This is a genomic window from Pseudoalteromonas sp. KJ63-1, from assembly GCF_055808145.1.
This window is the reverse complement of the sequence record NZ_CM147855.1, coordinates 2,161,825-2,185,630: the sequence shown is the minus strand read 5'-3', so window position 1 is coordinate 2,185,630 and position 23,806 is coordinate 2,161,825. Positions and strand designations below refer to the sequence as shown.

General features: G+C 40.4%; 23 protein-coding genes and 1 pseudogene. 10 read left to right on the top strand and 14 right to left on the bottom strand.

Annotated elements, in window-relative coordinates; genetic code table 11:
* Nucleotides 1-209: 209 nt before the first annotated feature.
* The 3 genes from AC0L7Q_RS10480 to AC0L7Q_RS10470 are packed head-to-tail and all read left to right on the top strand — an operon-like array spanning nt 210 to nt 6,534.
* On the top strand, nt 210-1,937 hold the full coding sequence (locus tag AC0L7Q_RS10480; protein WP_409423489.1) for an autotransporter assembly complex protein TamA: 1,728 nt from the start codon (nt 210-212) through the stop codon (nt 1,935-1,937).
* Nucleotides 1,937-5,608, top strand: a complete 3,672-nt coding sequence (gene tamB, locus AC0L7Q_RS10475) for an autotransporter assembly complex protein TamB (protein WP_413402601.1) — start codon at nt 1,937-1,939, stop codon at nt 5,606-5,608. Before AC0L7Q_RS10480 ends, tamB begins: the two co-directional genes overlap by 1 nt.
* Nucleotides 5,609-5,652: 44 nt before the next feature.
* Nucleotides 5,653-6,534, top strand: coding sequence for a peptidylprolyl isomerase (locus AC0L7Q_RS10470; RefSeq protein ID WP_409423487.1), 882 nt, complete (start codon nt 5,653-5,655; stop codon nt 6,532-6,534).
* Nucleotides 6,535-6,566: 32 nt separating this feature from the next.
* Here the strand turns inward: AC0L7Q_RS10470 and queF are convergent, their stop codons facing one another.
* Nucleotides 6,567-7,412, bottom strand: a complete 846-nt coding sequence (queF, locus tag AC0L7Q_RS10465; RefSeq protein WP_413402599.1) for an NADPH-dependent 7-cyano-7-deazaguanine reductase QueF — start codon at nt 7,410-7,412, stop codon at nt 6,567-6,569.
* Between the two features lie 59 nt (nt 7,413-7,471).
* On the opposite strand from queF, the gene syd reads away from it, so the two are divergent.
* A complete protein-coding gene (syd, locus tag AC0L7Q_RS10460) occupies nt 7,472-8,011 on the top strand; it encodes a SecY-interacting protein (RefSeq protein WP_413402597.1) in 540 nt (179 codons plus the stop codon).
* A 55-nt stretch (nt 8,012-8,066) separates the two neighbouring features.
* Here the strand turns inward: syd and AC0L7Q_RS10455 are convergent, their stop codons facing one another.
* The 3 genes from AC0L7Q_RS10455 to AC0L7Q_RS10445 form a co-directional block, all read right to left on the bottom strand.
* Nucleotides 8,067-8,840 carry a Zn-ribbon-containing protein gene (locus tag AC0L7Q_RS10455; RefSeq protein WP_138570073.1) on the bottom strand — a complete coding sequence of 258 codons (774 nt, stop codon included), beginning with the start codon at nt 8,838-8,840 and terminating at the stop codon, nt 8,067-8,069.
* A gap of 13 nt (nt 8,841-8,853) precedes the next feature.
* Nucleotides 8,854-9,123: a hypothetical protein gene (locus AC0L7Q_RS10450; protein ID WP_055012790.1), complete on the bottom strand. Its 270-nt coding sequence runs from the start codon at nt 9,121-9,123 to the stop codon at nt 8,854-8,856.
* 369 nt (nt 9,124-9,492) lie between these two features.
* Nucleotides 9,493-9,726, bottom strand: coding sequence for a DUF2789 domain-containing protein (locus AC0L7Q_RS10445; protein ID WP_010388246.1), 234 nt, complete (start codon nt 9,724-9,726; stop codon nt 9,493-9,495).
* A 287-nt stretch (nt 9,727-10,013) separates the two neighbouring features.
* Between AC0L7Q_RS10445 and AC0L7Q_RS10440 the strand changes: the two genes are divergently transcribed.
* Complete coding sequence (locus tag AC0L7Q_RS10440) at nt 10,014-10,664, top strand: GNAT family N-acetyltransferase (protein ID WP_008109415.1); 651 nt, start codon at nt 10,014-10,016, stop codon at nt 10,662-10,664.
* Nucleotides 10,665-11,269: 605 nt separating this feature from the next.
* Here the strand turns inward: AC0L7Q_RS10440 and AC0L7Q_RS10435 are convergent.
* Both AC0L7Q_RS10435 and AC0L7Q_RS10430 read right to left on the bottom strand, forming a co-directional pair.
* A pseudogene (locus tag AC0L7Q_RS10435) lies at nt 11,270-11,568 on the bottom strand (DUF3301 domain-containing protein).
* On the bottom strand, nt 11,569-12,597 hold the full coding sequence (locus tag AC0L7Q_RS10430; RefSeq protein ID WP_413402594.1) for a DUF3549 family protein: 1,029 nt from the start codon (nt 12,595-12,597) through the stop codon (nt 11,569-11,571).
* Nucleotides 12,598-12,700: 103 nt separating this feature from the next.
* On the opposite strand from AC0L7Q_RS10430, the gene AC0L7Q_RS10425 reads away from it, so the two are divergent.
* From AC0L7Q_RS10425 to AC0L7Q_RS10405, 5 genes are read left to right on the top strand one after another with little or no spacing between them, the layout of a single operon-like run.
* Nucleotides 12,701-13,039, top strand: coding sequence for a YqcC family protein (locus AC0L7Q_RS10425; RefSeq protein ID WP_413402592.1), 339 nt, complete (start codon nt 12,701-12,703; stop codon nt 13,037-13,039).
* Complete coding sequence (truC, locus tag AC0L7Q_RS10420; RefSeq protein WP_138570071.1) at nt 13,014-13,778, top strand: tRNA pseudouridine(65) synthase TruC; 765 nt, start codon at nt 13,014-13,016, stop codon at nt 13,776-13,778. Before AC0L7Q_RS10425 ends, truC begins: the two co-directional genes overlap by 26 nt.
* Nucleotides 13,778-14,227: a flavodoxin gene (locus tag AC0L7Q_RS10415; protein ID WP_413402590.1), complete on the top strand. Its 450-nt coding sequence runs from the start codon at nt 13,778-13,780 to the stop codon at nt 14,225-14,227. Before truC ends, AC0L7Q_RS10415 begins: the two co-directional genes overlap by 1 nt.
* Before the next feature lie 15 nt (nt 14,228-14,242).
* Complete coding sequence (locus AC0L7Q_RS10410; protein ID WP_409423476.1) at nt 14,243-15,118, top strand: nucleotidyltransferase family protein; 876 nt, start codon at nt 14,243-14,245, stop codon at nt 15,116-15,118.
* A gap of 44 nt (nt 15,119-15,162) precedes the next feature.
* Nucleotides 15,163-16,236, top strand: coding sequence for a phosphotransferase enzyme family protein (locus tag AC0L7Q_RS10405; protein ID WP_409423475.1), 1,074 nt, complete (start codon nt 15,163-15,165; stop codon nt 16,234-16,236).
* A 111-nt stretch (nt 16,237-16,347) separates the two neighbouring features.
* On the opposite strand, the gene AC0L7Q_RS10400 is transcribed toward AC0L7Q_RS10405, so the two are convergent.
* The 8 genes from AC0L7Q_RS10400 to mrdA all read right to left on the bottom strand — a co-directional run bounded on the left by AC0L7Q_RS10400 (nt 16,348) and on the right by mrdA (nt 23,806).
* Entirely contained in the window at nt 16,348-16,587 is a 240-nt protein-coding gene (locus AC0L7Q_RS10400; RefSeq protein WP_008109433.1) for an RNA recognition motif domain-containing protein, read from the bottom strand.
* A gap of 137 nt (nt 16,588-16,724) precedes the next feature.
* On the bottom strand, nt 16,725-17,690 hold the full coding sequence (lipA, locus tag AC0L7Q_RS10395) for a lipoyl synthase (protein WP_008109434.1): 966 nt from the start codon (nt 17,688-17,690) through the stop codon (nt 16,725-16,727).
* Nucleotides 17,687-18,340, bottom strand: coding sequence for a lipoyl(octanoyl) transferase LipB (gene lipB, locus AC0L7Q_RS10390; protein WP_076919258.1), 654 nt, complete (start codon nt 18,338-18,340; stop codon nt 17,687-17,689). Before lipB ends, lipA begins: the two co-directional genes overlap by 4 nt.
* 19 nt (nt 18,341-18,359) lie before the next feature.
* Entirely contained in the window at nt 18,360-18,638 is a 279-nt protein-coding gene (ybeD, locus tag AC0L7Q_RS10385) for a DUF493 family protein YbeD (RefSeq protein WP_076919259.1), read from the bottom strand.
* Between the two features lie 208 nt (nt 18,639-18,846).
* Entirely contained in the window at nt 18,847-20,007 is a 1,161-nt protein-coding gene (locus tag AC0L7Q_RS10380) for a serine hydrolase (RefSeq protein ID WP_076919273.1), read from the bottom strand.
* Nucleotides 20,008-20,061: 54 nt separating this feature from the next.
* On the bottom strand, nt 20,062-20,823 hold the full coding sequence (locus tag AC0L7Q_RS10375; RefSeq protein ID WP_413402586.1) for a septal ring lytic transglycosylase RlpA family protein: 762 nt from the start codon (nt 20,821-20,823) through the stop codon (nt 20,062-20,064).
* Nucleotides 20,823-21,929: a rod shape-determining protein RodA gene (rodA, locus tag AC0L7Q_RS10370; RefSeq protein ID WP_418157300.1), complete on the bottom strand. Its 1,107-nt coding sequence runs from the start codon at nt 21,927-21,929 to the stop codon at nt 20,823-20,825. The genes AC0L7Q_RS10375 and rodA overlap by 1 nt, the downstream gene beginning before the upstream one ends.
* Entirely contained in the window at nt 21,926-23,806 is a 1,881-nt protein-coding gene (gene mrdA / locus AC0L7Q_RS10365; protein ID WP_413402582.1) for a penicillin-binding protein 2, read from the bottom strand. The genes rodA and mrdA overlap by 4 nt, the downstream gene beginning before the upstream one ends.

Genomic DNA, 23,806 nt, shown 5'->3' with positions numbered 1-23,806 from the left:
GTTTACTCATTAGTGCTATTGTAACCAAAATAAATCATTAAAGCGCAAGAATTTTTAGTTAACCTCAAAGCGATTTAAAGGGTTCGTATAGAGCCAGTTAATATTTTAGACACTGATAATGATTAAGTTAATGTTAGGCTCATTATCGCTATGCTATTATTCTGTCGTTAGTGTGTTGTTTTTTATGGGTACATAGTAAGGATGATTACTTGTTCAATCAGTTTTTAAAATCCGTTATTTGTTTTTGCTTATTTGTGAGCTTTTTCGCTATTGCAGCTGACAATACAATTGAAGATTATGAAATAAAAGGAATTAGTGGAGAGTTAGAAAACAACGTTGCTCTTTATTTAAAACCCTTAGTGGGTGAAAAATCAACACGCTCACTGCGTCGTTACGCTAAAACGCAAGTTAAGGATAGCTTAAAGGCATTAGGGTATTACAGTCCAAATGTGACTATTGAATTTAATAAAGATGAGCGAGAGCTTGTTGCCACTATTGAGCGCGGCTCTGCAACTCGTATAGAGGCGCTTAATATTAGCGTTAACGGGGAAGCTAAACACGACCCATCAATTCTGCAAGTAATTGAAAGCATAGGGTTAAAGCAAGGCGATATTTTAAATCATGGAGTATATAGCGCAGCCTATAAAAGAATTGAATCAGTTCTGTTAGAACATGGCTACTTTGATGCTAAATGGCCAGCACGAAAATTTGAAGTGTCATTAAAAAAACATAGCGCCGTTATTACCTTTACCATTGAAAGTGGTTTACGTTATCGCTTTGGCGATGTGTTAATTACCAATCAAAGCCCCGCAGAAAAATACATTCGCTCTTTAGCCCCATTTAAAATAAGTGAGCACTATAAAGCATCTAAGATTGCTGACTATAACCTAGATTTATCGAGTACTCCTTATTTTACTAGCGTGCGTGTTTACGCTGATATTTCAGCTAGAAAAAATAGCCAAGTACCTATAAAAGTCGACGCATTACATAAGCCCGCTAATAGCTATGAAATTGGTGGCGGGTTTAATACCGAGCTCGGTCCAAAGGTACGGTTTAAGTGGAGTAAACCATGGATCACGGAGCAGGGACACTACCTAGAAAGTAATCTTAATGTTGCAAAAAAACAACAAGATATTTCTATGGCGTATACCATTCCGGTTAATGATCCTAATGATGATTTATGGCGCTTATCAGCAGGTTATAAACTTGAGGATGAATTAGCCGACGATATTTACAGTGAAATTTTAACCGCGCAGTTGCAAAGGCAATGGCTCACCGAGCAAAAATGGATTAGAACTGCGTTTATCAGACGCGAGCAAGAAACCTATCGGATTGGCGACGGGGTAGAGCGCACCACAGAAATGTTATTACCAGGTATCAGTTATGCCCGAAAACAATCGAAGGGTGGCACCACCCCTTATTCGGGCGAGCAATGGTCTATATCGGCAGAGTTTGGGCTTGATAGTGTGCTCTCTAGTACCAATATTGTTAGGGTTCAATTACAGCATGCATGGTTGCGCACTTACCTTAATAAGCACCTTGTGTTTTTAAAAGCAAACTTAGGTGCCATGTTAGTTGACGACATTAACAATGTTCCATATTCATTAAGATTTTATGCTGGTGGCGATCAAAGTGTGCGTGGCTTTGCTTATCAATCAATCTCACCAGAAAATGACAATGGCGATCGCATCGGTGGTAAATATTTAATTGTGACGACGGCTGAATATAATTACCAATTTGCCAAAAACTGGCGAGCAGCGTTGTTCGTGGATGGAGGGACTGCAACCAATGATTTTTCTGAGCAATTTGAAGTTGGTGCAGGGTTTGGTTTTCGTTATTTAACGCCTATAGGACCAATAAGAATAGATCATGCATGGGGGCTCACTAAAGAAAGTAAAAGCACTCGTTTAAGTATTACCATAGGGCCTGAAATTTAATGTCTGTATTTAAAAAAGTCACGGCAGCACTTAGTACCTTAATTGTTACTGTATTAGTGACATTGTTTTGTGTTGTTTTTACAGCTCCAGGTAATCAGCTAATTGCTTATAGCGCTAATAAGTTAGTTGACGGCTTAAAAATTGAAATAAAAAATGGGCGTTTTTTATATAATGATCCGTTTAATTTGCGTTTTGAGCGTGACGGTTTATTACTTAATGCCGAGCAGCTTAAACTAGATTTATTTTGGTGGCACTGCGATGGTGTGTGTATTGATAACTTAAGTGCTCGGTCTATAAAACTAAATTTACCAGCATCCCCATCTAATTCCCCTGATACACCTAGCGAACCGCTGGAACAAATCAGTTTGCCATTTAATATTGCACTTAAGCGTTTAGCGGTCACTGAGTTTGTGTTAAATCATCCAAGTGCAAACGTAGATGTTAATAATCTGGAGCTTGCTGCAAAAGCACAAGGTGCTGATATTCAAATTAAAAGCGTGAATATTCCGAGTGTTTTAATCGCGTTAAAAGAGCAGTCTGGGGCAAATACAGCCAGTTCGTCCCCAATTACTGAGTTACCAGCACTCCCTAATATCGCATTTATGTCGCCACTCAATATTTATCTAGAACAGTTTAATATTGTGCAGTTCACGGTAAAGCAGGGCGAACAGCAAAATATAATAAATAATATTGCGCTACAAATGAAGCTAATAGGTTCTGAGATTAACGTTGCCTCATTGTCTGCAAATTATCAGCAGTGGCAGCTTAATACAGCACTAAACGCAAAGCTTAAAGGCCGCTTACCAATTAATGGCGATATTAGTCTAAAAGGGCATGGTTATGATGCCAACATGCAAATAGGCGGAGACTTAGAAAAGCTCAATGTAGATATAAAAAGCAGTGAATCATTTCCTTTTCAACTTGCTGCTACGGCTAATCTCAAACAACCAAATTATCCATTTAGTATCAATGGCGGTGCAGAGCAGTGGATTATCGACACAGCAAGTAAAGAGTTAAAGATAACCGGCGTAAAGTTAACCGCGCAAGGCAATGCCAACGATTACCAATTATCGTTATTTGGGAATAGTCAGTTAGGTGCGTATCCAAGTGTGAATTTTAACAGTCAAATTAATGGCTCACTGAGCGAAGCAAACTTAAAAAAATTAGCCCTTAAGGCGAATGATAGTCAGGCTACTATCCAAGCGAATATCGAATGGCAAAATGGGGTTAGTGCTAACTTTAGCGGCGCGCTATCGAGTTTAAAAGCGCAATACCTCACTGACACACTTACCAGTGATATTTCAGGGCAGTTTAATGGGGCATTTGTTACCAGTTCAAATAGCTGGAAATTAAGTATGGATGACACCCAATTAAGCGGGTTACTAAATGATGTACCGCTTAATTTTGCTGCTCAATTTAACTTAAATGATGAACTTAAAGCCACTGTAAATAAATTTAACCTTAGCAGCGGCACAAACAGGTTAACCTTAACAGGCGAAGTTGATCAGCAATGGCAGATTAATGGGGCTATTGCGCTGCAAAGTAATGATGATGCAAAGCTTCCGTTTATTGCTAATGGTAAAGCCGATTTAAGTATAAGAGGCGAGCGGTTGACGCCTGCAGTTGATTTAGTGTTAAAGCTAGAGCAGTTTATTTATGACGAAATTAATATTAATAAGTTGGCGTTAAAAGCACAGTTAGACACCGCTACCGATTGGCAAACAGATATCAGCGTTAGTCTTGATTCAGCGCGTGTTATGCATCATCAAATTAATAAAGTGGAAATAGTCGGCAGTGGTGATAAAACCGATCATCAACTGAGTGCATCTATTGATGCTGATGCTGGGGCAGCCTCGTTTGAACTAAATGGCAAACTCGCTAACGCGATTTGGCAAGGTGAACTCAGTAATATTAGCGTAAGTGATAAAACGCTTAGCTTTGAAAATGCTAAAGATATAGCTGTAACTATAGATTCGAAAACGGGCGACTTTGATGTGAGTGCGCATTGTTGGCAATCGAGTAATAGTAAGTTATGTATTGATAGATTAAATCAAACCCGCAAATTAGGTCAGCTTAACGTAAAACTGGCCAATCTTGCATTGCGAGAGCTAAAACATTGGTTACCAGAGAATGTAATAACACGTGGTGATATAGCGGGAGACTTTGCTGCTAATTGGCAAGCAGGCACACTTAAAACTCTACGCGCTAATTTAAATTCATCAGGGCTTAACGCGGTACTTATTAACGAAGAAGATCGATTTAAGCTACCTATAGAAACGCTAAACATAAGCGCTTTTTCTGATGCTAAGGTTGGTCAAATAGAAGCTAACATAGAATCGAGTGTTTTGGGTAAAGTAACGACTAAAGTTGATATTGATGATATTCAAAATAAGCAAACGCTTAACGGTAATATTCAAATTGATAAAATTTTATTGTCTGATATACAGCCATTTTTAAATACGTTCGAGCAGCTTAATGGCGCCATTCGTGGGCAAGTTGCATTAGCAGGCACACTTAAAGACCCTTTGTTAGAGGGAAATTTAAACATAGAGAATATCAACCTAGAAGGTGAACAACTGCCTGTTGCCCTTAAAAACTCGAACATTAATGTGGCGTTTAATAAGTCCACCGCCACCATTGAGGGAGATTTAAATGACCCTCAAGGCGGACAGGTAAAATTAACGGGGAATGTTGATTGGCAAGGTGAACAACCAGCTGTAAATATGAATGTAGTCGGCAGTGAGTTTTTTGTAAGAGCGCAACAAGGCGTTGTGTTTAAAGTGTCGCCTGAGTTAAAAATAAGTTTAGCTGACAATGCACTTAAGCTGGTAGGTGATGTTGTGGTGCCTTATGGTCGAATAGAAATTGAAGAGCTGCCAGAGGGGGCTGTACAGGTTAGTGATGATGAAATAATTTTAGATCAAACTACGCAAAATACTAAAAAAGCGCCATTTAACTACGATATTGATTTAAAAGTAACAGTTAAAAATGATGTCAGAGTAGCCTCATTTGGACTTGAGTCTAAAGTAGTGGGTGATATGGATATAAAAATGAGCCAAGATTCACCCATTATTGCCATTGGTGAGCTTAACTTAATTGAAGGGACTTACTTGGCATTTGGTCAAGACTTAATAATTAGAACCGGGAAAATTGGTTTTAGTGGCGCAATAGATAAGCCTCATTTAAATATTAAAGCTATTCGCAACCCAAATAATACTGCCGACGGTGTGATTGCCGGTGTTACTTTAACTGGCAGTGTTGAGCAACCAAATTTAAAAGTATTTTCAGAGCCGGGCATGGACCAAGCACAAGCCCTAGCGTATTTGCTTAATGGTCAACCATTAGGGGAGGGCGACAGTTCAACGGATGCAATGTTAACTCAATTACTACTTTCTCAAGGAGTGAGCCGAAGCGAAAGCTTAGTGTCTAAAGTCGGTGAATCGTTTGGCTTGTCAGATGTGAGCTTAAGCTCTAAAGGTAGTGGCGAGCAAACAAAGGTTGAAATATCAGGTTATCTCGCCCCTAGTTTGCAGGTTAAATATAGCGTGGGGGTATTTGAGTCGCTCAGCGAAGTGGCGGTGCGTTATCAGCTAATGTCGAAGTTATATATAGAAATAACCAGTGGCCTGTATCAAAATGTCGACATATTGTATAAATTCAATTGGGATTAACCTTTATTTACCAATACCAATACCAATAATAAAAAGGAAAAGGTATGAAAAAATTCGTAATCACTATTATAGCGTCGGCTTTGCTCGGCGGATGTGTCCAGCAAAGCACTTTGCCATCAACGCCAGTTAAAAGCCTAACCAGTAGTGAGATTATTGCTGCTACAACAGATGAGCAATGGCGATGGGTTGATCCTGAGAATATTTTAAAACTAACCCTACCTACCGGTGCTGCGTATATTGAGCTCAATCCAGCGCTTGCGCCAAAACACAGTGCTAATATTAAAAAATTGGCACGACAGGGCTTTTATCAGGGCACTCATATTTATCGTTTTGTGGAAGGGTTTGTTGCTCAAGGTGGTGATAGCACGGGTAAAAAGTTAACTAAAACCAAAAATAGCACAGTACCTGCCGAGTTTTATTTAACCACCAACGAGCCGCTTATGATCACTGAAATGGGTGGAGATGGTTATGCACCAATAACCGGGTTTTTAAATGGTTTTGCGGTAGCTCAAAATGAAACGCGTGATCAAACATGGCAAATTCATTGCCATGGTGTATTTGCTATGGCACGCGACAACAATATAAATAGTGCCAGCTCAGAGTTTTTCGTCACCATAGGGCAAGGTCCGCGTTATTTAGATAAAAATATTACCGTATTTGGGCGAGTACTGACAGGTATGGCGCATTTTCACCAGTTAGCGCGCACACCTAAAAGTGGTAGCGAGTTTAACCCTATTACAGACTTACAAGTATTAGCCGACGTTAGCAGCGATAACAGCCGATTTCAAGTAATGAAAACAGACTCAGATGCATTTAAACAGTTAATCTCAGCACGAGGTAGCCGTAGCGAGGAATGGTTTGCGTATAGCCATAATTACATTGATGTGTGTGGAATGCCTGTGCCAACTAAGCAACTTAACGATTAAAAAAGGAGCCTGAGGCTCCTTTTTTGTTTAGCTTATTGACGGTTTATTTTTACCGCAAAAGGGGTATCGTTATGATGCGTTGAGCGATATGGATTAATATCAAGGCCGCCACGACGCGTATAGCGCGCATAAACGTCAAGCTCTTTAATATTCAATTGAGTGGTTAAGTCGCTATAAATACGCTCCACACATTGCTCATGGAACTCATTATGGGTCCTGAACGAAATTAAATAGCGTAATAATGACTCACGACACACTTGCTCACCAGTATAACGAATAATAATGCTGGCCCAATCCGGCTGTGAAGTAATTAAACAGTTCGATTTAAGCAGGTGACTATGCAAGGTTTCGCTAACCACTTTATCGCTTTGTGATTTTAGAGAATGTGCATCAATATGGTAGTTATCTATTTCAATATCTAACTCATCAATACACTCACCTGGAAGCGGTGTGCAAGGAATACAATTATAATCATCAGCGCTGTATAAGGTTACCTTTACCGGGCTGTTTACCGCATTTGATAAGTCGTCAATTAAATGTTGCTTAACAATGTCAATACTTCCAAAGCGACTTTGGTTAAAGCTGTTCAGATAAAGCTTAAACGACTTTGACTCTATAATGTGACTACTTTGGCATTCGAAAGTAAATATAGCCACCGCAACTTGTGGTTTGCCTTTGGTATTTAACCAAGATAGTTCGTAACCGGTCCAAATATCTTGGCCTTTGAATGGTAATGCGGCTTCATCAATACTCAACGCGTCGCGATTAAGCTTGCGAGCAATAGGAAAAAGCAAGCTGGGCGTGTATTGATCTACATACTCAGTAGATTGACCAAGTACGCTGCCTTTAAGATCGGGAGAATTGCTGTAATCTGTCATGTTTGCTCTTAAATAGTTACAATGGGGACATTATATCTAAATTAAATGAGTTTCACAGTATGTCTGTTGCAATGCAATTAGCCCAACTTCACCAACGCTTTAGTGAAAAAACTATCAAAAATACACAAAAGCAGCCACTCATCGCCCACGATGAGCAATGGCCAAGTCCTTGTGAAATAGGCACAGCCGATGAGCACGGTATGATTCAATGGCAAGCGATAGTGAGAGAGCCTGCAGGTTCTTTGGCAGATCTCGCTAACGCATTAGAGCTTGAATTTCCTGATGAACTTAACCAGTTTTATGGGCATATGTTTGCTGGCAGTATTTTAGCCAGCGTTGATGGTCATCAAGTGGAACTATTACAAGCGTGGAATGAGGATGATTTTGACTTACTGCAACAAAATATCACGGGTCATGTTTTAATGAAGCGAAAGCTAAAGCAAGCGCCAAGTGTTTTTATTGGTTTAACTGATCAAGATGATTTACTTGTTACGGTATTAGTGGAAACAGGTGAGGTGTGCCTAGAGTATGTAGGTAAAAAGCCACATCATGTACTCGCCAAAAACCTCAGTGAATTTATAGCGTCGTTGGCAGTATAATTATAAGGTAATTTTAAGGTGTGATGTTTTAGACATAGCACCTTAAGTATGGGATTTATTGAAAATCCCATGAAATATTAGACACTAAACCACACGGCTCACACCTAAAATCAAATAAACCAAACCACGGCTCAGGTAATTTCCATTCACCTTGGCAACTTGGGCATTTACGCTTAAGCTCCGAGGCTTTATCGACCCCACCTACACGATATAAGTAATAGTAAACAGGCTTTTTAGTTAAAAAGCTGATGCGTTTGCTTATATCTTTACCTCGGCGATACAAATCACTTTGTGTGCTGGCTATTTCCTCTAATGCAGGAAATTCACAGCGAGTTGCGCCATTAATTTGAATTTGATCACACGCTTGCCAGTCTTCTTGCCATTTAATCAGGGTTTTATAATCGCCATTGGCAATTGCTGGAATATTGAATAGCGGAACGGGTAAAAAGTCATCGCCACAATACAGCGGGCTGCAGGTGTGCACATACGTAGTATATAAAATATAGCTTGAGGGCTCTTTACAACCATCGGCACCGTTTGAGTGAATGTCTTGACCTATTATTTTCACCTTTGGTGCTAACAAGCCTGCATCATGGAGCTTTTCAACACTGTGCTTTACAAATGCGCTGTTGTTAAGAGGGTGCATAGCGTCCTCGGTCGGACACATAACGCGAGTGATAAAATAGCCATCTTTTAACACCGTTGGAAATTCTTCTCCAATGATTTGGCCATTAAAGCGTAATGCATTTACCAAGCGATTTATTGCTTGCTCGGCTTGCTCCAAGGTGGTGTCTTGGTAGCAGTCAAATGTTAAATCAACAACAAACATTTATAGTCTCAAATTATTTTGGCGCGAGCAGTGTAAGTAATTGATCTAACTTTTGCTCAATTCTATCTAATTGAGAGTTGTTTTGATCTTCATTACTGGCACTTTGCTTTGGGGGTTTCATTAAATTATAAATTGAATCAGGATTATTCTTATATTGACTCACCGCAGCAATAATAACCGGCATTGGGGTCGGTGTTGTTAAACGACTTTTAGTTAGTGCAACAGTGGGAACTTTGCCTTCATCAAGAAGGACTTTAATAGCTTCAAATACAGCAGCATTCATTCAATTATAACTCTTTTATAAAGTAAGCTCGCAACATTGACGCTGCGAGCGGGTATGGTATCAATAAAGTGGCTAAGGCACATTAAAATGCGCATTAAATTAGGGCCTGTTGACCTTTCAAGGTTAAATTTGCAGCAGTCTGTTTGGTATTTAGGCAAGGCAGAGCCTATGTGGTGTGGTTATTCCCGATAAATAGGCGATAACGCAACATCAATGCCAAACAGGCGCTGCCCGAAGGGTTCTGCCTAGGGGCGATTTACTCTTTGTTGCTCGGTTTTTACTTAGCCCACTAGGTTACAAACCTCGCGCCGCGATAAAACCGCCCCTAGTTTGAACAAATTTTAATCCGCAAAGATCAACAGGCCCTAATTATTTTTGACGAAGACGTACGTCTAGTTCATCAATTACTTCACTCCAATCGCCATCAACCGCTAGCGATTCGGCAATAAAATGTTGTTGGGCTTCATCCCAAAAGGGAGCATCTTGCAACAAGGTTGTATCGGCAATGGAGTGCGAGGCAATAAATGCATCTATTTGCGCATCCGAATCCGGCAGTCCTAGTTGGGCGAACAAGGTATTAATAGTATGTTTTGTTGTATCCATAATAATGCTCCTAAATGAATTAATATGTATTAACTCTAGGGGGAAATGGTATATCTAGCCAGTTTAACCCTTACTGAATCTATGCTTTATTTACTCAATAGTAAGTCGCTAAAGCATGATCTGACTCAATGCAATGGATGAGCGTACTAACTAAAATGTAAATTCGCTTATTTGTCTCACTTAGGTATATAGTTATATAAGCATTTGGTCATCGTTGTAGTTCAAAATTAATCCCTTATGCGTTACTTGGCGTAACGATGGGGGTGTAAAATAACAAAGGAAATAAAATGACAGCCACAGCAGAATCGACAGACGCCTTTAGTGTTCAGCATATTGCACCAGAGGATATAAGCACAGCAGCCAGCCTGATATATCAGGCATACCAAAACGATCCTATTTTACAAACTCTGCTAGGGTATAACGAAGATAACCCGCTCGATTATGAAAAAAAGCTACGTGCACTTATTCGTGAAGAGCTCAGTAGCTTTTGGCAAGAGAAGCAGCCTTTAATTGGCCTTTACCGTAATGATAAATTAAAAGCGGTTGCCTGTGTGTTTGAGTCAAATAGCCAATTACAAGCTGAGCGTTATTGGCATTGGCGATTAAAGCTGATGCTAAGTGCAGGTTATTTACAAACGAATCAATTAATTGAAAAAGAAAAAACCATTCGTGACGCCTTAAAGCCGCAAGGGAATTATTACTTTTTAGCGTTTATTGCGGTTGATCCACACTTTCACGGGCAAGGGTTTGGTCGCACTTTACTTAAAGGTTTAGATGGCTTAATACACGATAATCCTGAGTCTTCTGGTATAGCGGTATTTGTGACTCGTGACGAGCATACGAAATTTTTTAAATCGCAAGGATTTGAGCACTTTAAACAACTTTCATTTAACCAAGTTAAGGGTGAATTACTATTTAAAGTTGCTAATGCTCAATAAAGGTAGTTGTTCATAATGGCGTATCTGTAAGCCTATGTTCCAAATCGGGCACACCAGTGTGAGATATATCCTACATTAGTGTGCTCTTTGTCAGTTTAAATCCATTATTTATCCGTTTATAATCATCAAGCTTCTGTTATTTATAGCTATTTTTGTTTTTTCAATTTTGTGACATTAAATTTTTTAGTTTTCCTCACTATTATACCCAGCCGTTTGGTTTAAACTTTACTTTGTCAAGACGACATAGCTCAATGACTGAGCTAATGCCATGGATATGGAATTAGGCAGCATAGTAGTGACTAGCAGGAAGCGCAAAGGACAAGTTAACACGGATGCAAGGATGAAACAGGAAGTACATGAAGTACTAAAATAGCTAGGAGCTATTTAAAGGATACCAAGGATGATGCGATAGGATATTGCAGGAGCGTTAGTTTACGCAGGACGGCCAAGACGGCAAGAGGATATTGCAGGATGCAATGGAGGGCTAACAGGGTAGTTTGCTCGTTCAGTGGATGATAAACAAGGATCAGGTAAAGGATACCTTACAGGATGTTGGCAATTAGGGCGTAACTGAGGTTACGCCTTGGTTTTTTGTATTACAAAAATTATATCTTATGTGGTGGCACAACCACACTTTTTAGCTTTTCATCTTCCATGATTAACACTCCCTGATAAGCATTTTCACCATCGCTTGAAAATTCAAAAATAAATTCGCTTTTCATGCCCGGTTTACCACTTTTTAAAATGCCAAACCGACGCTTGCTACAAGCCACACTCATTAGTTGTACCTGCAATTGCTCACTTTGGCGTTTGGCATGGACGTTCGCAGCTTCGGCTATTTTACGATTTAGCCAAAAAAATAAATTACAGCCCCAATAAGTATGAACGTCCATAAACTAGCCATTTAAGAGAATAACCTTCCAATTGCGCGAGCTAACGTCTCGCTTCTGTTTTCTTTACGTAGTAATGCTAATAAATGTGGGCGAATAGTTGGAATTGCAACTAAATCTGCAAAAATGCTGGGAAATAACTCAGCTATTTTCTCATGGTGCGCACAGTTATCCATAAATACATGCAAACGCTGTGGCTCTTCTAATTGTTTAAAGCAGCGACCTGCAATAGTTAATAAAATGTCTGAGTCTTGCCCAAGCGTAGATTCTAAAGCGCAGTCAACCAGTTGTGCGCTAAGCCCAGTTGCTTGCCCTGATGATATGGCGCGAAGCGCGGCAGAAGCCGTAACCACATCATTATTGTTAAGAGCGGTTTGTCCATAACTTAACATTAACTCACTTAACGTGGGTGGTATTTCGATGTGTTCAAGCATTGCGCTTAATGGTTGTAATACTTCAACAGGTAAATTAGGCCACGCAGCGTGTAAGTGTTTTAAGTTATCAGCACTGTTGAGGCGATAAGCAAAATCAGCAATGCCTTGTAGTGCCATACTTTGCCAATTATCAAAACCAATCTGGCCACTAAAATAAAGCTGGGCATGCTCATAATACTGTGAGGCTGGTTGTTTTAATAACACTTTAACTTGTGCATTAAACGCCGCTAATTTATTAGCATTAGGAGTAAATACGTACGGGTTATTATCGAGTTTGCCATCGGCTTGCTCGCCGGTTATTTCTGTTCCTAGTGCTTGAATTACCATGTCTGCAAAGTGGTCGCGGCTGGCACTAACGAGTTTACTTTGTTCATCAAGAGGGAATTTTAAAAACCACACATAGGGTTCTTTGCTAGCTTTACTGTCCCAAAATTGAATCGCTAGCCATGCATGGCCTGCTAATGGGTAAGGGTAAGGAACTTGCGCTTGTTCAACAGCTAAAAATTGTTGTTTATCAAGCTTGGTGATATGCCTGCCAATGTCAAAAGCACGCCATTGAGTTCCTGCACCGTCTAAAAGCTGGCCTAATGTGGCTATATGTTCACTCATGAATTTCCAACTGTTTTTACTACAAAATTACGCTAATTATACGCCATAGCGACTGTTGAGGGAACAGGGTATAATTGTGCAATATACAAAGTAAAGGGTGATTATGACTGAGCAAACCCAACTCTATTTAACACAATTAACGGCGCTACTTAAAAAGCATCAGCTTTGGCAAAATGAACCGATTGATCCTGCATTGTTGCATTCAAGCGTGCCTTTTTGCCATGATACGCTTACATTTGAACAGTGGTTACAGTTTGTATTTATAGAAAAAATTCAGCAGATTATTACAATGAAACAAACGTTGCCACGTAATTTTGCAATTGCTCCTATGGCGCAAATGACACTCATTGATAAATCCGGAAGCGAAGAGATTATTTCTTTGTTGACGCAAATAGATTCATTGCTAGGAGAGTCTGATGACCGAACGTCCAGCGCCAGTTGAATACGGTGAACTAAATATCCTCTATCAAGATGAAAACTATGTAGCGATTGATAAACCATCGGGCTTGCTCGTTCATCGCTCCTTTTTAGATAAACATGAAACTCAATTTGCAATGCAAATGCTACGCGATCAACTCGGTCAGCATGTGTTTCCTGTGCACCGTCTTGATAGGCCGACATCGGGTGTGTTGCTGTTTGCTCTAAGCTCAGAAGCCGCGCGTGATATGAATCAGTTGTTTATTGAGGGTACGATCTCAAAGCGTTATTTAGCTTTAGTACGCGGATTTGCGCCTGAATCTATTTTTTTAGATAAACCGTTAAAAGAAGAACTAGACAAAATCGCTGATAAATTTGCCGATCAGGATAAAGATGCTCAAGAAGCACAAACTCAGTTTAACTGTTTGCACCAAGCTGCGTTGCCTATTCCCATAGGAAAATACCCAACGGTTAGGTATTCTTTGGTAGAGTGTTTTCCTAAAACAGGGCGTAAACATCAAATTCGTCGCCATTTAAAACATTTGTCGTTACCAATAATTGGCGACGTTAACCATGGTGATAACCAGCACAATCAGTTTTTTAGAGAACACTTTTCTCTTAGGCGATTAATGTTATTTGCTACAGAGCTTAGCTTTGTACATCCTTATAGTAACGAATCGATAATAATTAAAGCGCCACTAGGTGATGCAATGTTGAGTATTTGCAAACAGTTAGGGTGGCCAAGTGAAGAAAAGGATTATTAATGGCACATATTAGTATTTTTGTAGGCAGCGTGTACGGTGGTGCTGAACGTTTAAGTGAGCAAATAAGCGATACTATAGAGCAAACTGGCCATCAGGTAAGCGTATTTGCAGAGCCAAGTTTAGAAGATCTAAAAAATGCGACGCATATTTTAATAGTTACTTCAACAACAGGACAAGGCGATATACCCGCTAACTTGGCAGAGCTTTATAATCAGCTTAACAGTACGTTTCCAATGTTAACCAATAAAACATTTGGCATTGTAGCCATGGGTGACAGAAGCTACGGTGATACGTTTTGCGCAGCAGGGCGTAGCTTTGATGAACTATTACGTGACTTACAAGCTAAACCTGTGGGTAACCGACTAGAAATTGATGCCTGTGAAGACTTTGAGCCTTGGCCTGTCACCGAGCCTTGGTTACAAACTTGGCTTGGTAAATTACCCTCTTAAATGCGCAGACTCTAAATGAAAAAACATAAACTGAGTTTAATTGTGCTTGCAGGTGGCTTAGGTAGTCGCTTTGGTGGCAATAAACAAATTGCAGAGATTCCAGGGCTAAATTGCACTATTATGGAGCTGAGTATTATTGATGCGCATGCTGCAGGCGTGACGCAGGTGGTGCTGATAATAAACCAAGCGGTACGCAGTGAAATAGAGCGTACTATTTTGCCACGCTTGCCTAGTGATCTTGATGTGGTACTGGTGGAGCAACACATTGAGCAGGTTCCCGAACAGTTTAAAGCAACACTTGCCCAACGGAAAAAACCCTGGGGCACAGGTCATGCTCTGTTGTGTGCCAAAGCCCACATTAATAACCCCGCTATTGTGATCACTGCCGATGACTATTATGGCAAATCTTCGTTTGTATTACTGAGTGAGCACTTTAAAAGAAGCGCTGAATGGGCAATGGTAGGGTATCCGATTATTGATACTCTTTCTGAGCACGGTGGTGTTAATCGTGGGGTATGTAATATTGCGGATGGAAAGCTTGTTGCCGTAACCGAGTATTTGAATATTCAACAACAGTCTGAGCATACTTTTGGCGATAACCCACAGGGTTTACGTGAGAAAATTAGCCCCAACTCCCTAGGCTCGATGAGTTTTTGGGGGATCACTCCCTGCTTTTTTGACTATTTGCAACAAGGCTTTGAAACGTTTTTACAGCAATATAACGTGAATACTCAGCAAGAATACTACTTACCTGATCAAATCCAGAAAGCTATTAATGTAAAAGCACAGCCTGTATTTGTATACACTGCAAAAGAGCCTTGGTTTGGTGTTACCTATAAATCAGAACTGACAAGCATTGCGGCTACTTTGTGCGCATTACGTCAAGCGTAGCTATTAAATTATTATCGCCTTGGGCGAAAAGAGTGAAGTAGAAAATGAATACAGTTCCTATAGAAATTTATTTATCTGAGAGTTTTGGCCTTGACGAGAAGCATGCGAGCATAAAACCTATTGGCAGTGGGCACATAAATACTACCATGTTATTAAGTACTTCGAAGCGGTCACTGGTTGTTCAAAAGCTCAATACGGTGGTGTTTCCAAAACCACATTTACTTGTTGATAATGCAAGATTAATAGAGCAACACTTAAGTAAAAAACAACAAGTAGGTGAATTCAACCTAACAATAGTTCGCCATGTAGCGACGACTCAAAATAACTATTTAGTTAACAATAATGATGATACTTGGCGAGCTCTTGAGTTTATTGGGGGCAGTTACAGTGAAGATGTGGTTAATACTGCTAGCCAGGCGCAAACAGCAGCTAATGCATTTGGTCAATTTGCGCAAGCGCTACAAGACTTTGATGCTAACAAATTACATGCGGTTATTCCCAATTTTCATAACTTGGCCATGCGTGCAGAAGTATTCAAGCAAGTTGTTAGCACCGATCCTCATAAACGTTTGGCTAATTGTCAGGATGAAGTTGATTTTTGCCTGTCGCAGCTTTCACTTATTGATGAGCTTAATGCCATCGAAGGAAAATTGCCTATTCGTGTGTGCCATAACGATACAAAAATAAACAACATGCTATTTTGCTTAGACTCTAGTAATGCAAAAGCGGTGATAGATTTAGACACCTGTATGCCTGGTTATTGGCTTAATGATTTTGGCGATATGGTTAGAACATTCTGCTCTGCAGAGCAAGAAGATTCAACGGCGCTTGAAAAGGTAGGTGTTCGTGAAGATATTTTTGCAGCGATTGTTAAAGGCTATGTTGAGCCACTAAAGGGGGTATTAACGCCCGCCGAGAAACAAAGCTTTTGGTTAGGTGCTAAAGTAATGCCCTTTATGATTGGCTTACGCTTTTTAACTGATTATATAGATGGTGATAATTACTTTAGCGTTAAGCATAAGAGACACAACTTAGATCGCGCAAAAAACCAATTTGCCTTATACAAGGATATAGTAAGTAAGCAGCAGGTCTTAAAGGAGATTTTGACTCAGGTATAAACCCAATTAATTATATTGCTCAAAGCGTTATAACTAAAACTTTGAGCAATATAAATTGAGGTTAAACATTGAAAGTATGTGTTAACTTCCAACATCTCAATTTTTTACTTATTAAGCATCCGCTAGTTTTACACGGATTTTGCTTTTGTCTACTGTGGTTTGATTAAGCGCTTTAATTGCGCCTTTAACTTCAATGTCATTAGGCATTTCTACAAAGGCAAAGCCTTTAGATTGGCCTGTTTCTTTATCGAGTACCAAGTTACAGGTGGTCACTTTACCGTGAGCCGTAAATAACGTACGAAGTTCATGCTCAGTAGTGGCACGTGATAAGTTACGAACTAATAATTTCATATATAACCTAAATAATGGGTTCAAGCATAATTATCTCAAGTAACCTTGCTTTAACCTAACGTTATTTTATAAACAGTAAAAATAACCGCTAAAAAAACAAAAAACCGCCTAATGGCGGTTTTTTATATTGCGAGAGGTTACTTTACTTCTTTACCTGCAGCTTGCTGATCAGCGTGATAGCTTGAACGTACAAACGGGCCTGAAGCGGCGTGTGTAAAGCCAATTTCATCAGCATATTCTTTTAATGCGTCAAATTCAGCTGGTGGCACGTAACGCTTAACGGGTAAGTGATGCTTAGACGGTTGTAGGTATTGTCCTACAGTAAGCATATCGACGTTATGAGCACGTAAATCGCGAAGTACTTCCTCGATTTCGCTAATTTCTTCACCAAGTCCAACCATTAAGCCTGATTTTGTTTTAACCTCAGGATGGGCTTCTTTAAAGCGACGTAATAATTCAAGAGACCATTTATAGTCAGCACCTGGGCGCGCAAGTTTGTATAAACGTGGCGCCGTTTCTAGGTTATGATTAAATACATCTGGCGGCGTTTCAATTAAAATTTCTAACGCTCTGTCCATACGGCCACGAAAATCGGGCACTAAAATCTCAATGGTAATTTCTGGGTTATGTTTGCGAATTTCGCGGATACAATCAGCAAAGTGCTGAGCACCACCGTCACGTAAATCATCACGGTCTACAGAAGTAATAACCACATAGCTTAACTTCATGTCTTTAATGGTAAGTGCCAGCTTTTCAGGCTCAGCGGCATCAGGTTTTAATGGGCGACCATGAGCAACGTCACAAAATGGACAACGACGTGTACAAATAGCTCCTAAAATCATAAAGGTCGCCGTACCGTGGTTAAAACACTCCGATAGGTTAGGGCACGAGGCCTCTTCACACACTGAATGTAAGCCATGCTTACGCATTGCTTGTTTTATGCCGTCAATCCGCTCGGTTGACTTAGGTAAGCGAATTTTAAGCCACTCTGGCTTACGAAGCATTTCGGTTTTTTCTGTTGGTAAAACTTTAACGGGGATCAACGCCATTTTTTCTGCGTCGCGTAGTTTTACACCTGGTTCCATTTTGACTGGTTTATTCATTCGTTTTCAAACCCTTCAGTATGCTTAACCTGTGTTGCATTAAGCTTTTTGATCATGTGTTTTACCAGCCCCTGACCTGCTGCTTCAAGGTTTTGAGGGCCATTTAATTCTTTAGTTTGCACCATATTCATGCCCGCATAACCGCATGGGTTGATGCGTAAAAATGGACTTAGGTCCATGTTAACATTTAATGCTAAGCCATGAAATGAGCAGCCACGACGAACTCGTAAACCTAAAGAGGCAATTTTGCTGTCGTTAACGTAAACACCAGGGGCATCCGCTTTCGCGTATGCGTTAATACCATACTCTGCAAGGGATTCAATGATGCACTCTTCAAGCCAAGTAACTAGCTCTCGCACCCCAATTTTTAAACGACGTAAATTAAATAATACATACATCATTTGCTGACCTGGGCCGTGGTAAGTTACCTGTCCACCGCGGTCAACTTTAATCACTTCAATGTCACCTGGCGATAATAAATGCTCATCTTTACCGGCTTGACCTTGAGTAAATACACTTTCGTGTTCTACCAGCCAAATTTCATCTGCGCTGTTTTCATCGCGGGTGTCGGTAAAATCTTGCATTTTTTGCCATATTGGCTTGTAACGTTGGCGCCCAAGTTGGCGTACGATTAAGGTGTTTTCGTTCACAATCAATCTCAGCTATGGCTTAAAGCATATGGCGTACGTCATCGATGTTGCTGATCACGTTATAAATTTCTTCGATATGAGTTCCACTGGTTACTGTGGCCACTAAAGTGACTGACTCATAGTTACCTTTACTGCTCGGTTTTACTTTTGGTGCATAATCACCCGGAGCGATAGGTTGTAACTTTTCTAAAATTTGATCAGTTAAGTTTACGTTTGCAAGGCCCATTATTTTAAATGTAAACGGGCAAGGGTACTCTAAGTACTCATCAAATTTAGTGTTTTTAACAGGTTCAACCACGACGGGAACTCCTCAAACAAAAGTGTTGGCTTAACTTATACGTTAAGCTTTAAACTGACAGGCTAATGACAATCTTGAAATGATGTTATTTTTGACCTAAGCCAACGATAGTCATTAAATACGATTGGTATATATGGGGCGCATTCTAGCACTTTTCAAGCAAAAAAAACGCCTCACAAAGGAGGCGTTCATATTACTTTACTGATGCTTACATTATTTGTAAGCGTAAGTAGTCATATATTTTACTAAAGAAGCTACCTTCTTGTATTTCTTCAAGTGTAACTAGCGGATATTGTGCAATATCTTCGCCTTCAAGTTGTAAAAACAGTGTGCCCACTTTAGTGCCTTTAGCTAAAGGTGCTTCAAGCGTATCGTCAAGCTCAAAGTTTGCTTTCAGGTTTTTATGTTGGCCACGAGGAATCGTAATAGGGGTGTCTTCTAAAATACCTAAAGAGACATTCTCTTTATTACCCATCCAAATGCGTTGCTCTGCAAAACTATCGCCCGCTTTGTAAGGCGTAATTGTTTCAAAAAAGCGGAAGCCGTAGTTAAGTAGTTTTTTACTCTCAACTTTACGTGCGCGCTCACTCGAAGTACCCATAACAACCGCAATTAAACGCATGTCGTTTTTTGTCGCCGAGGTGACTAAGCTGTAACCGGCATCAGACGTGTGACCTGTTTTGATACCATCAACATCTAAACTTTCATCCCATAACAACGAGTTACGGTTATATTGTTTTATGCCATTAAAGGTAAAAGATTTTTCTTTATAAAGAGCGTATTCATCTGGCACATCTTTAATAAGGGCAGCGCCTAATGTGGCCATGTCGCGTGGGGTAGTGTAATGCGCATCCGTATCAAGGCCGTGGCTATTAACAAAATGAGTATTCGTCATGCCTATTTTTTCGGCATGAGCGTTCATTAAGTCTGCAAACGCACTTTCGCTGCCAGCAATATGCTCAGCCATAGCAACACAGGCATCATTACCCGATTGCACAATAATGCCGTGATTAAGATCATCTACGCTAACTTGCTTACCTACTTCAATAAACATTTTTGATGATTCAGGAAAGTTTTTTGCCCATGCTTTTTCGCTGATAGTCACCATATCGGTAGGTGCTATATTACCTGCATTAATTTCTGTACCAATTACGTAACTAGTCATCATTTTAGTTAAGCTAGCAGGGGCAAGTTTTGTATCGGCTTCACCTTCTGCAATCACTTTACCTGTGGTGAAATCCACCAAAAAGTAACCTTTAGCATTAACTTGAGGAGGGGCTGGAATAATTTGTGCGGTGGCTGAAAAGACGGCGGCAGAACAGACTAAGCCGCAAACACCAGTAAGAATTTTATGTTTAATAGATTTCATCATACTCATTAATGGTTAAAGTTAAAAATATGCATTCTCCCTATTCTAAAGGGCTTACTGAGTGTAAAGCAAGAACGCGTTCTGAAATTGATTTTGTTTTAATGTTTCTAATACTTGTTGCGCGTGTTGGGCATTTTTTATCGGCCCTAAGTGCAATCTATAAATAGCGTCTTTTTCGACGATATTTGTTGGTAATTTATACTGCTCTCGTAGTGTGTGTGCCAATGCTTCTATGTTGGCTAAGGTACTGCCGGCTGCTACTTGAACATAGGTTTTTCGTGCATGGGTATCTGCGAGGGTAATCGCTTCAAGCTTAACCTTTGCTGTACCGTACTTATGATAACCAAGTTTATAGGCAGCAGCATAGGAAAGATCAATGATTCTATCATCATGAAAGGGCCCACGATCATTAACCCGTACTATAACAGATTGGCCATTGGCTGTATTTGTTACGCGTACAAAACTCGGTAATGGTAAGGTTTTATGGGCTGCCGTCATAGCAAACATATCGTAAACTTCGCCGTTAGAGGTATGATAACCATGAAACTTTCGGCCATACCATGAAGCAATTCCCGTTTCTGAATAACCCGTTTCATCGAGCATAGGGGTATAACGTTTGCCTAATACTTCGTAAGGGCGTGTGGTGCTTGCGCTTTTTATTACTTGAGTGACAATAGCATCTTGCATTTCTAATTCGGTCGGTGCCCGCAGTGGTGCGGCATCATGACGCATACTATAACGGCTATTTGAACTGCTGCACGCACTCAAAAAAAGGCTAAAGAGTACAATGATTATAAGTTGTTTATAAAGGCGCATTATTTTAAGAGCATCCTTTTATCTGTGGCAATCGACATAATAATGCCAAATGCAGCCATTAAGGTAACCATTGAGGTGCCACCATAGCTAATCAATGGTAATGGCACACCTACAACGGGTAACAAGCCCGAAACCATGCCAATGTTTACAAAAATATAAACGAAAAATGTCAGAATGAGTGAGCCCGCGAGTAACTTGCCAAAGGCATCTTGGGCATTAACGGCAATATAAAGTCCGCGACCAATAATGAATAGGTATAGGCTCAGTAAAACACACACACCGAACAGGCCAAACTCCTCACTCAGTACTGAAAAAATAAAATCAGTATGTCTTTCAGGTAAAAATTCTAGTTGTGATTGTGTGCCTTGCAACCAGCCTTTGCCTTCTATACCGCCTGAACCAATCGCTATTTTTGATTGGATTATATGATAGCCAGAACCAAGCGGATCGCTCTCTGGATCTAAAAAGGTCAGCACTCTCTGTTTTTGATAATCGTGCATACCATAGTGCCAAAAAGGCCATGCCGCTAAGGCAACAACAGAGCTTAAGAAGCCAATTAAACGCCAACTCAAGCCAGATAAAAACAACACAAATACACCCGAACTGGCAATCAAAATTGAGGTGCCCAAATCAGGCTGTTTTTTAATAAGTAGGGTAGGTAGCATAACAATGGCAAAACCAATCACTAAATGCAGCGCTCGAGGGGGTAAATGATTACGGCCAATATACCAAGCCACCATCATAGGAACCGCTAATTTCATCAGCTCTGAGGGTTGAAAGCGGGTGATGCCTAAATCTAACCAGCGTTGCGCACCTTTGGAGCTCACACCAAATAGGAATACTCCAACCAGCATGAGTAGTCCTAAGCAATACATAGGGATGACTAAGCGTTTTAAAGTTGCTGGGGGGATTTGTGCTAACACAAACATACCAATAATAGCACCAGCCATACGGGTACCGTGGCGCATCATCATTGCAGAATCTTGGCCAGAGGCACTGTAAACAATCGTGATGCTGCCTGCCATCATTAGTAATAAAGCAATAAAAAGCGGCAAATCAATATGCAAGCGCAGCCAAATAGAACGCTTATCATGTAAAGCCGTCATGGAACTTTACTCCCTGATGATTGAATGGGGTTAGCAGCAAAATAGTAATCCATTAATTGGCGCGCAATTGGGGCGCCTACTGAGCTGCCGCCTCCGGTATTTTCTACCACAATAGAGACAACGATTTGAGGGTTATCGTATGGGGCAAAACCGACGTAAATGGCGTTATCACGCTGGCGCTCTTTAAGTGCATCGGCGTCGTAGCGCTCGCCTTGTGCAATACTGACTACTTGGGCGGTACCGGTTTTACCTGCTGGGTCGTAGGTAGCCCCTTTAAACGCACGGTGTGCTGTACCGGTGGTCTTTTTAACCGTGTTATGCATAGCATCAATAGCAATTCGCCAGTTATCCTCGTTATTAAGAACAACAGGTGGCTTTTCTTCATTATTGAGCTGAGTAATTTGATCTTCTTTTTTAGCCACTTGCACTAAATGAGGTGGATGATTTATCCCTCTGTTAACTAAAATATTTGTCGCATTCGCTATTTGAATCGGGGTGGCAGTCCAATAACCTTGGCCAATACCAACAGAAATAGTATCGCCACGCCACCATGACTCTTTAAAACGATCTTCTTTCCACTCTTTTGAGGGTAAAATAGCGGTTGCTTCTTCATGTATATCAATACCTGAGAGTTCACCAAAGCCAAAACGCGCCATAAAGTTACTTATTTTAGTGATCCCCATACGGTATGCTGCATCATAAAAATAAGTATCGCATGACTCTTCTATGGCTTTGTAAACATCAACATGGCCATGGCCCCAGCGTCGCCAATCGCGCCATCTATGCTCTACGTTTGGTATTTGAAAAAAACCGGGATCCCACATGGTGGTGGTTTCTTGCACTACATTTTCTTCTAATGCCAAAATAGCCATGTGTGGTTTAATAGTCGAAGCTGGTGCATAGCGCCCTTGAGTCGTGCGATTGATCAGTGGACGATCAGGATTAAGTAGGGCTTTGTAGTCTTTACTGCTAATACCGTGAACAAATAAATTTGGGTCATAACTAGGGTTTGAATAAAGCGCTAAGACGCCACCATCTTTCGCATCCATGACCACAATAGCGCCGCGCATATCTTTAAGTGTATGTTGGGCTATTTGTTGTAAACCAATATCGAGAGTAAGTACTAGATCATCCCCCGGCAGTGGTGGATCCATGCTTAAGGTACGAATGATACGGCCACGGTTATTTACCTCAACTCGCTGTGAGCCAACTTGGCCATGTAGTAACGGCTCGTAATACTTTTCGATACCTAGCTTGCCAATATCATGAGTCGCTCTGTAATTGGTGGCTTCACCTTGTTGTTCAAGTTTGTTTAGTTCTTTTCTATTGAGCTTTGCAACATAGCCTAAGGCATGAGTTAAGGTGTCGCCAAAAGGGTAGTATCTCGCTAGACGCGCTTCAATACTAAACCCTGGGAATTTATGTTGGTTTACTGAAAACATCGCTACTTCGTTTTCGTTCAAGCGAGCTTTAAGAACTTGGCTTTTAAAGCGGCGAGTATGCTTTATATCATCAAGGAAATCTGCTTGTTGTTGCTCGGTGATTTCAATAATTTTACTGACGGATTTTACAGAGGCTATTAAATCGTCAACTTCTTCGGGGATCACTTCAAGGTTATAAACGGGCTTATTTTCAGCTAGTAAAACACCGTTTCGGTCGTAAATTAAACCTCGATTAGGTGCAATAGGAATTACTTTAATACGATTGTCGTTAGAGCGGGTTTGATAATCTTGGTGATCGTCAACTTGAATGGTGTACAAGTTAGACAATAATATGGCTACTAGGGCTAATATAAATATAAAACCCACAAATGCACGCCGAGCAAATAAATTAGCTTCTGCTGAGTGGTCGCGAATTGTGGGTCTTCGTTTTAGCAT

Excerpts from the sequence above, each read along its gene's own strand:
- AC0L7Q_RS10445 (WP_010388246.1), bottom strand. The coding sequence starts at position 9,726 with ATGGATACAACAAAACATACTATTAATACCTTGTTCGCCCAACTAGGA.
- AC0L7Q_RS10425 (WP_413402592.1), top strand. The coding sequence starts at position 12,701 with ATGACTGAGCAAACCCAACTCTATTTAACACAATTAACGGCGCTACTT.
- AC0L7Q_RS10455 (WP_138570073.1), bottom strand. The coding sequence starts at position 8,840 with ATGTTTGTTGTTGATTTAACATTTGACTGCTACCAAGACACCACCTTG.
- AC0L7Q_RS10440 (WP_008109415.1), top strand. The coding sequence starts at position 10,014 with ATGACAGCCACAGCAGAATCGACAGACGCCTTTAGTGTTCAGCATATT.
- AC0L7Q_RS10415 (WP_413402590.1), top strand. The coding sequence starts at position 13,778 with ATGGCACATATTAGTATTTTTGTAGGCAGCGTGTACGGTGGTGCTGAA.
- AC0L7Q_RS10375 (WP_413402586.1), bottom strand. The coding sequence starts at position 20,823 with ATGCGCCTTTATAAACAACTTATAATCATTGTACTCTTTAGCCTTTTT.
- AC0L7Q_RS10410 (WP_409423476.1), top strand. The coding sequence starts at position 14,243 with ATGAAAAAACATAAACTGAGTTTAATTGTGCTTGCAGGTGGCTTAGGT.
- AC0L7Q_RS10380 (WP_076919273.1), bottom strand. The coding sequence starts at position 20,007 with ATGAAATCTATTAAACATAAAATTCTTACTGGTGTTTGCGGCTTAGTC.
- AC0L7Q_RS10405 (WP_409423475.1), top strand. The coding sequence starts at position 15,163 with ATGAATACAGTTCCTATAGAAATTTATTTATCTGAGAGTTTTGGCCTT.
- AC0L7Q_RS10450 (WP_055012790.1), bottom strand. The coding sequence starts at position 9,123 with ATGAATGCTGCTGTATTTGAAGCTATTAAAGTCCTTCTTGATGAAGGC.
- syd (WP_413402597.1), top strand. The coding sequence starts at position 7,472 with ATGTCTGTTGCAATGCAATTAGCCCAACTTCACCAACGCTTTAGTGAA.
- tamB (WP_413402601.1), top strand. The coding sequence starts at position 1,937 with ATGTCTGTATTTAAAAAAGTCACGGCAGCACTTAGTACCTTAATTGTT.
- truC (WP_138570071.1), top strand. The coding sequence starts at position 13,014 with ATGACCGAACGTCCAGCGCCAGTTGAATACGGTGAACTAAATATCCTC.
- queF (WP_413402599.1), bottom strand. The coding sequence starts at position 7,412 with ATGACAGATTACAGCAATTCTCCCGATCTTAAAGGCAGCGTACTTGGT.
- mrdA (WP_413402582.1), bottom strand. The coding sequence starts at position 23,806 with ATGCTAAAACGAAGACCCACAATTCGCGACCACTCAGCAGAAGCTAAT.
- AC0L7Q_RS10400 (WP_008109433.1), bottom strand. The coding sequence starts at position 16,587 with ATGAAATTATTAGTTCGTAACTTATCACGTGCCACTACTGAGCATGAA.
- rodA (WP_418157300.1), bottom strand. The coding sequence starts at position 21,929 with ATGACGGCTTTACATGATAAGCGTTCTATTTGGCTGCGCTTGCATATT.
- AC0L7Q_RS10470 (WP_409423487.1), top strand. The coding sequence starts at position 5,653 with ATGAAAAAATTCGTAATCACTATTATAGCGTCGGCTTTGCTCGGCGGA.
- lipA (WP_008109434.1), bottom strand. The coding sequence starts at position 17,690 with ATGAATAAACCAGTCAAAATGGAACCAGGTGTAAAACTACGCGACGCA.
- AC0L7Q_RS10430 (WP_413402594.1), bottom strand. The coding sequence starts at position 12,597 with ATGAGTGAACATATAGCCACATTAGGCCAGCTTTTAGACGGTGCAGGA.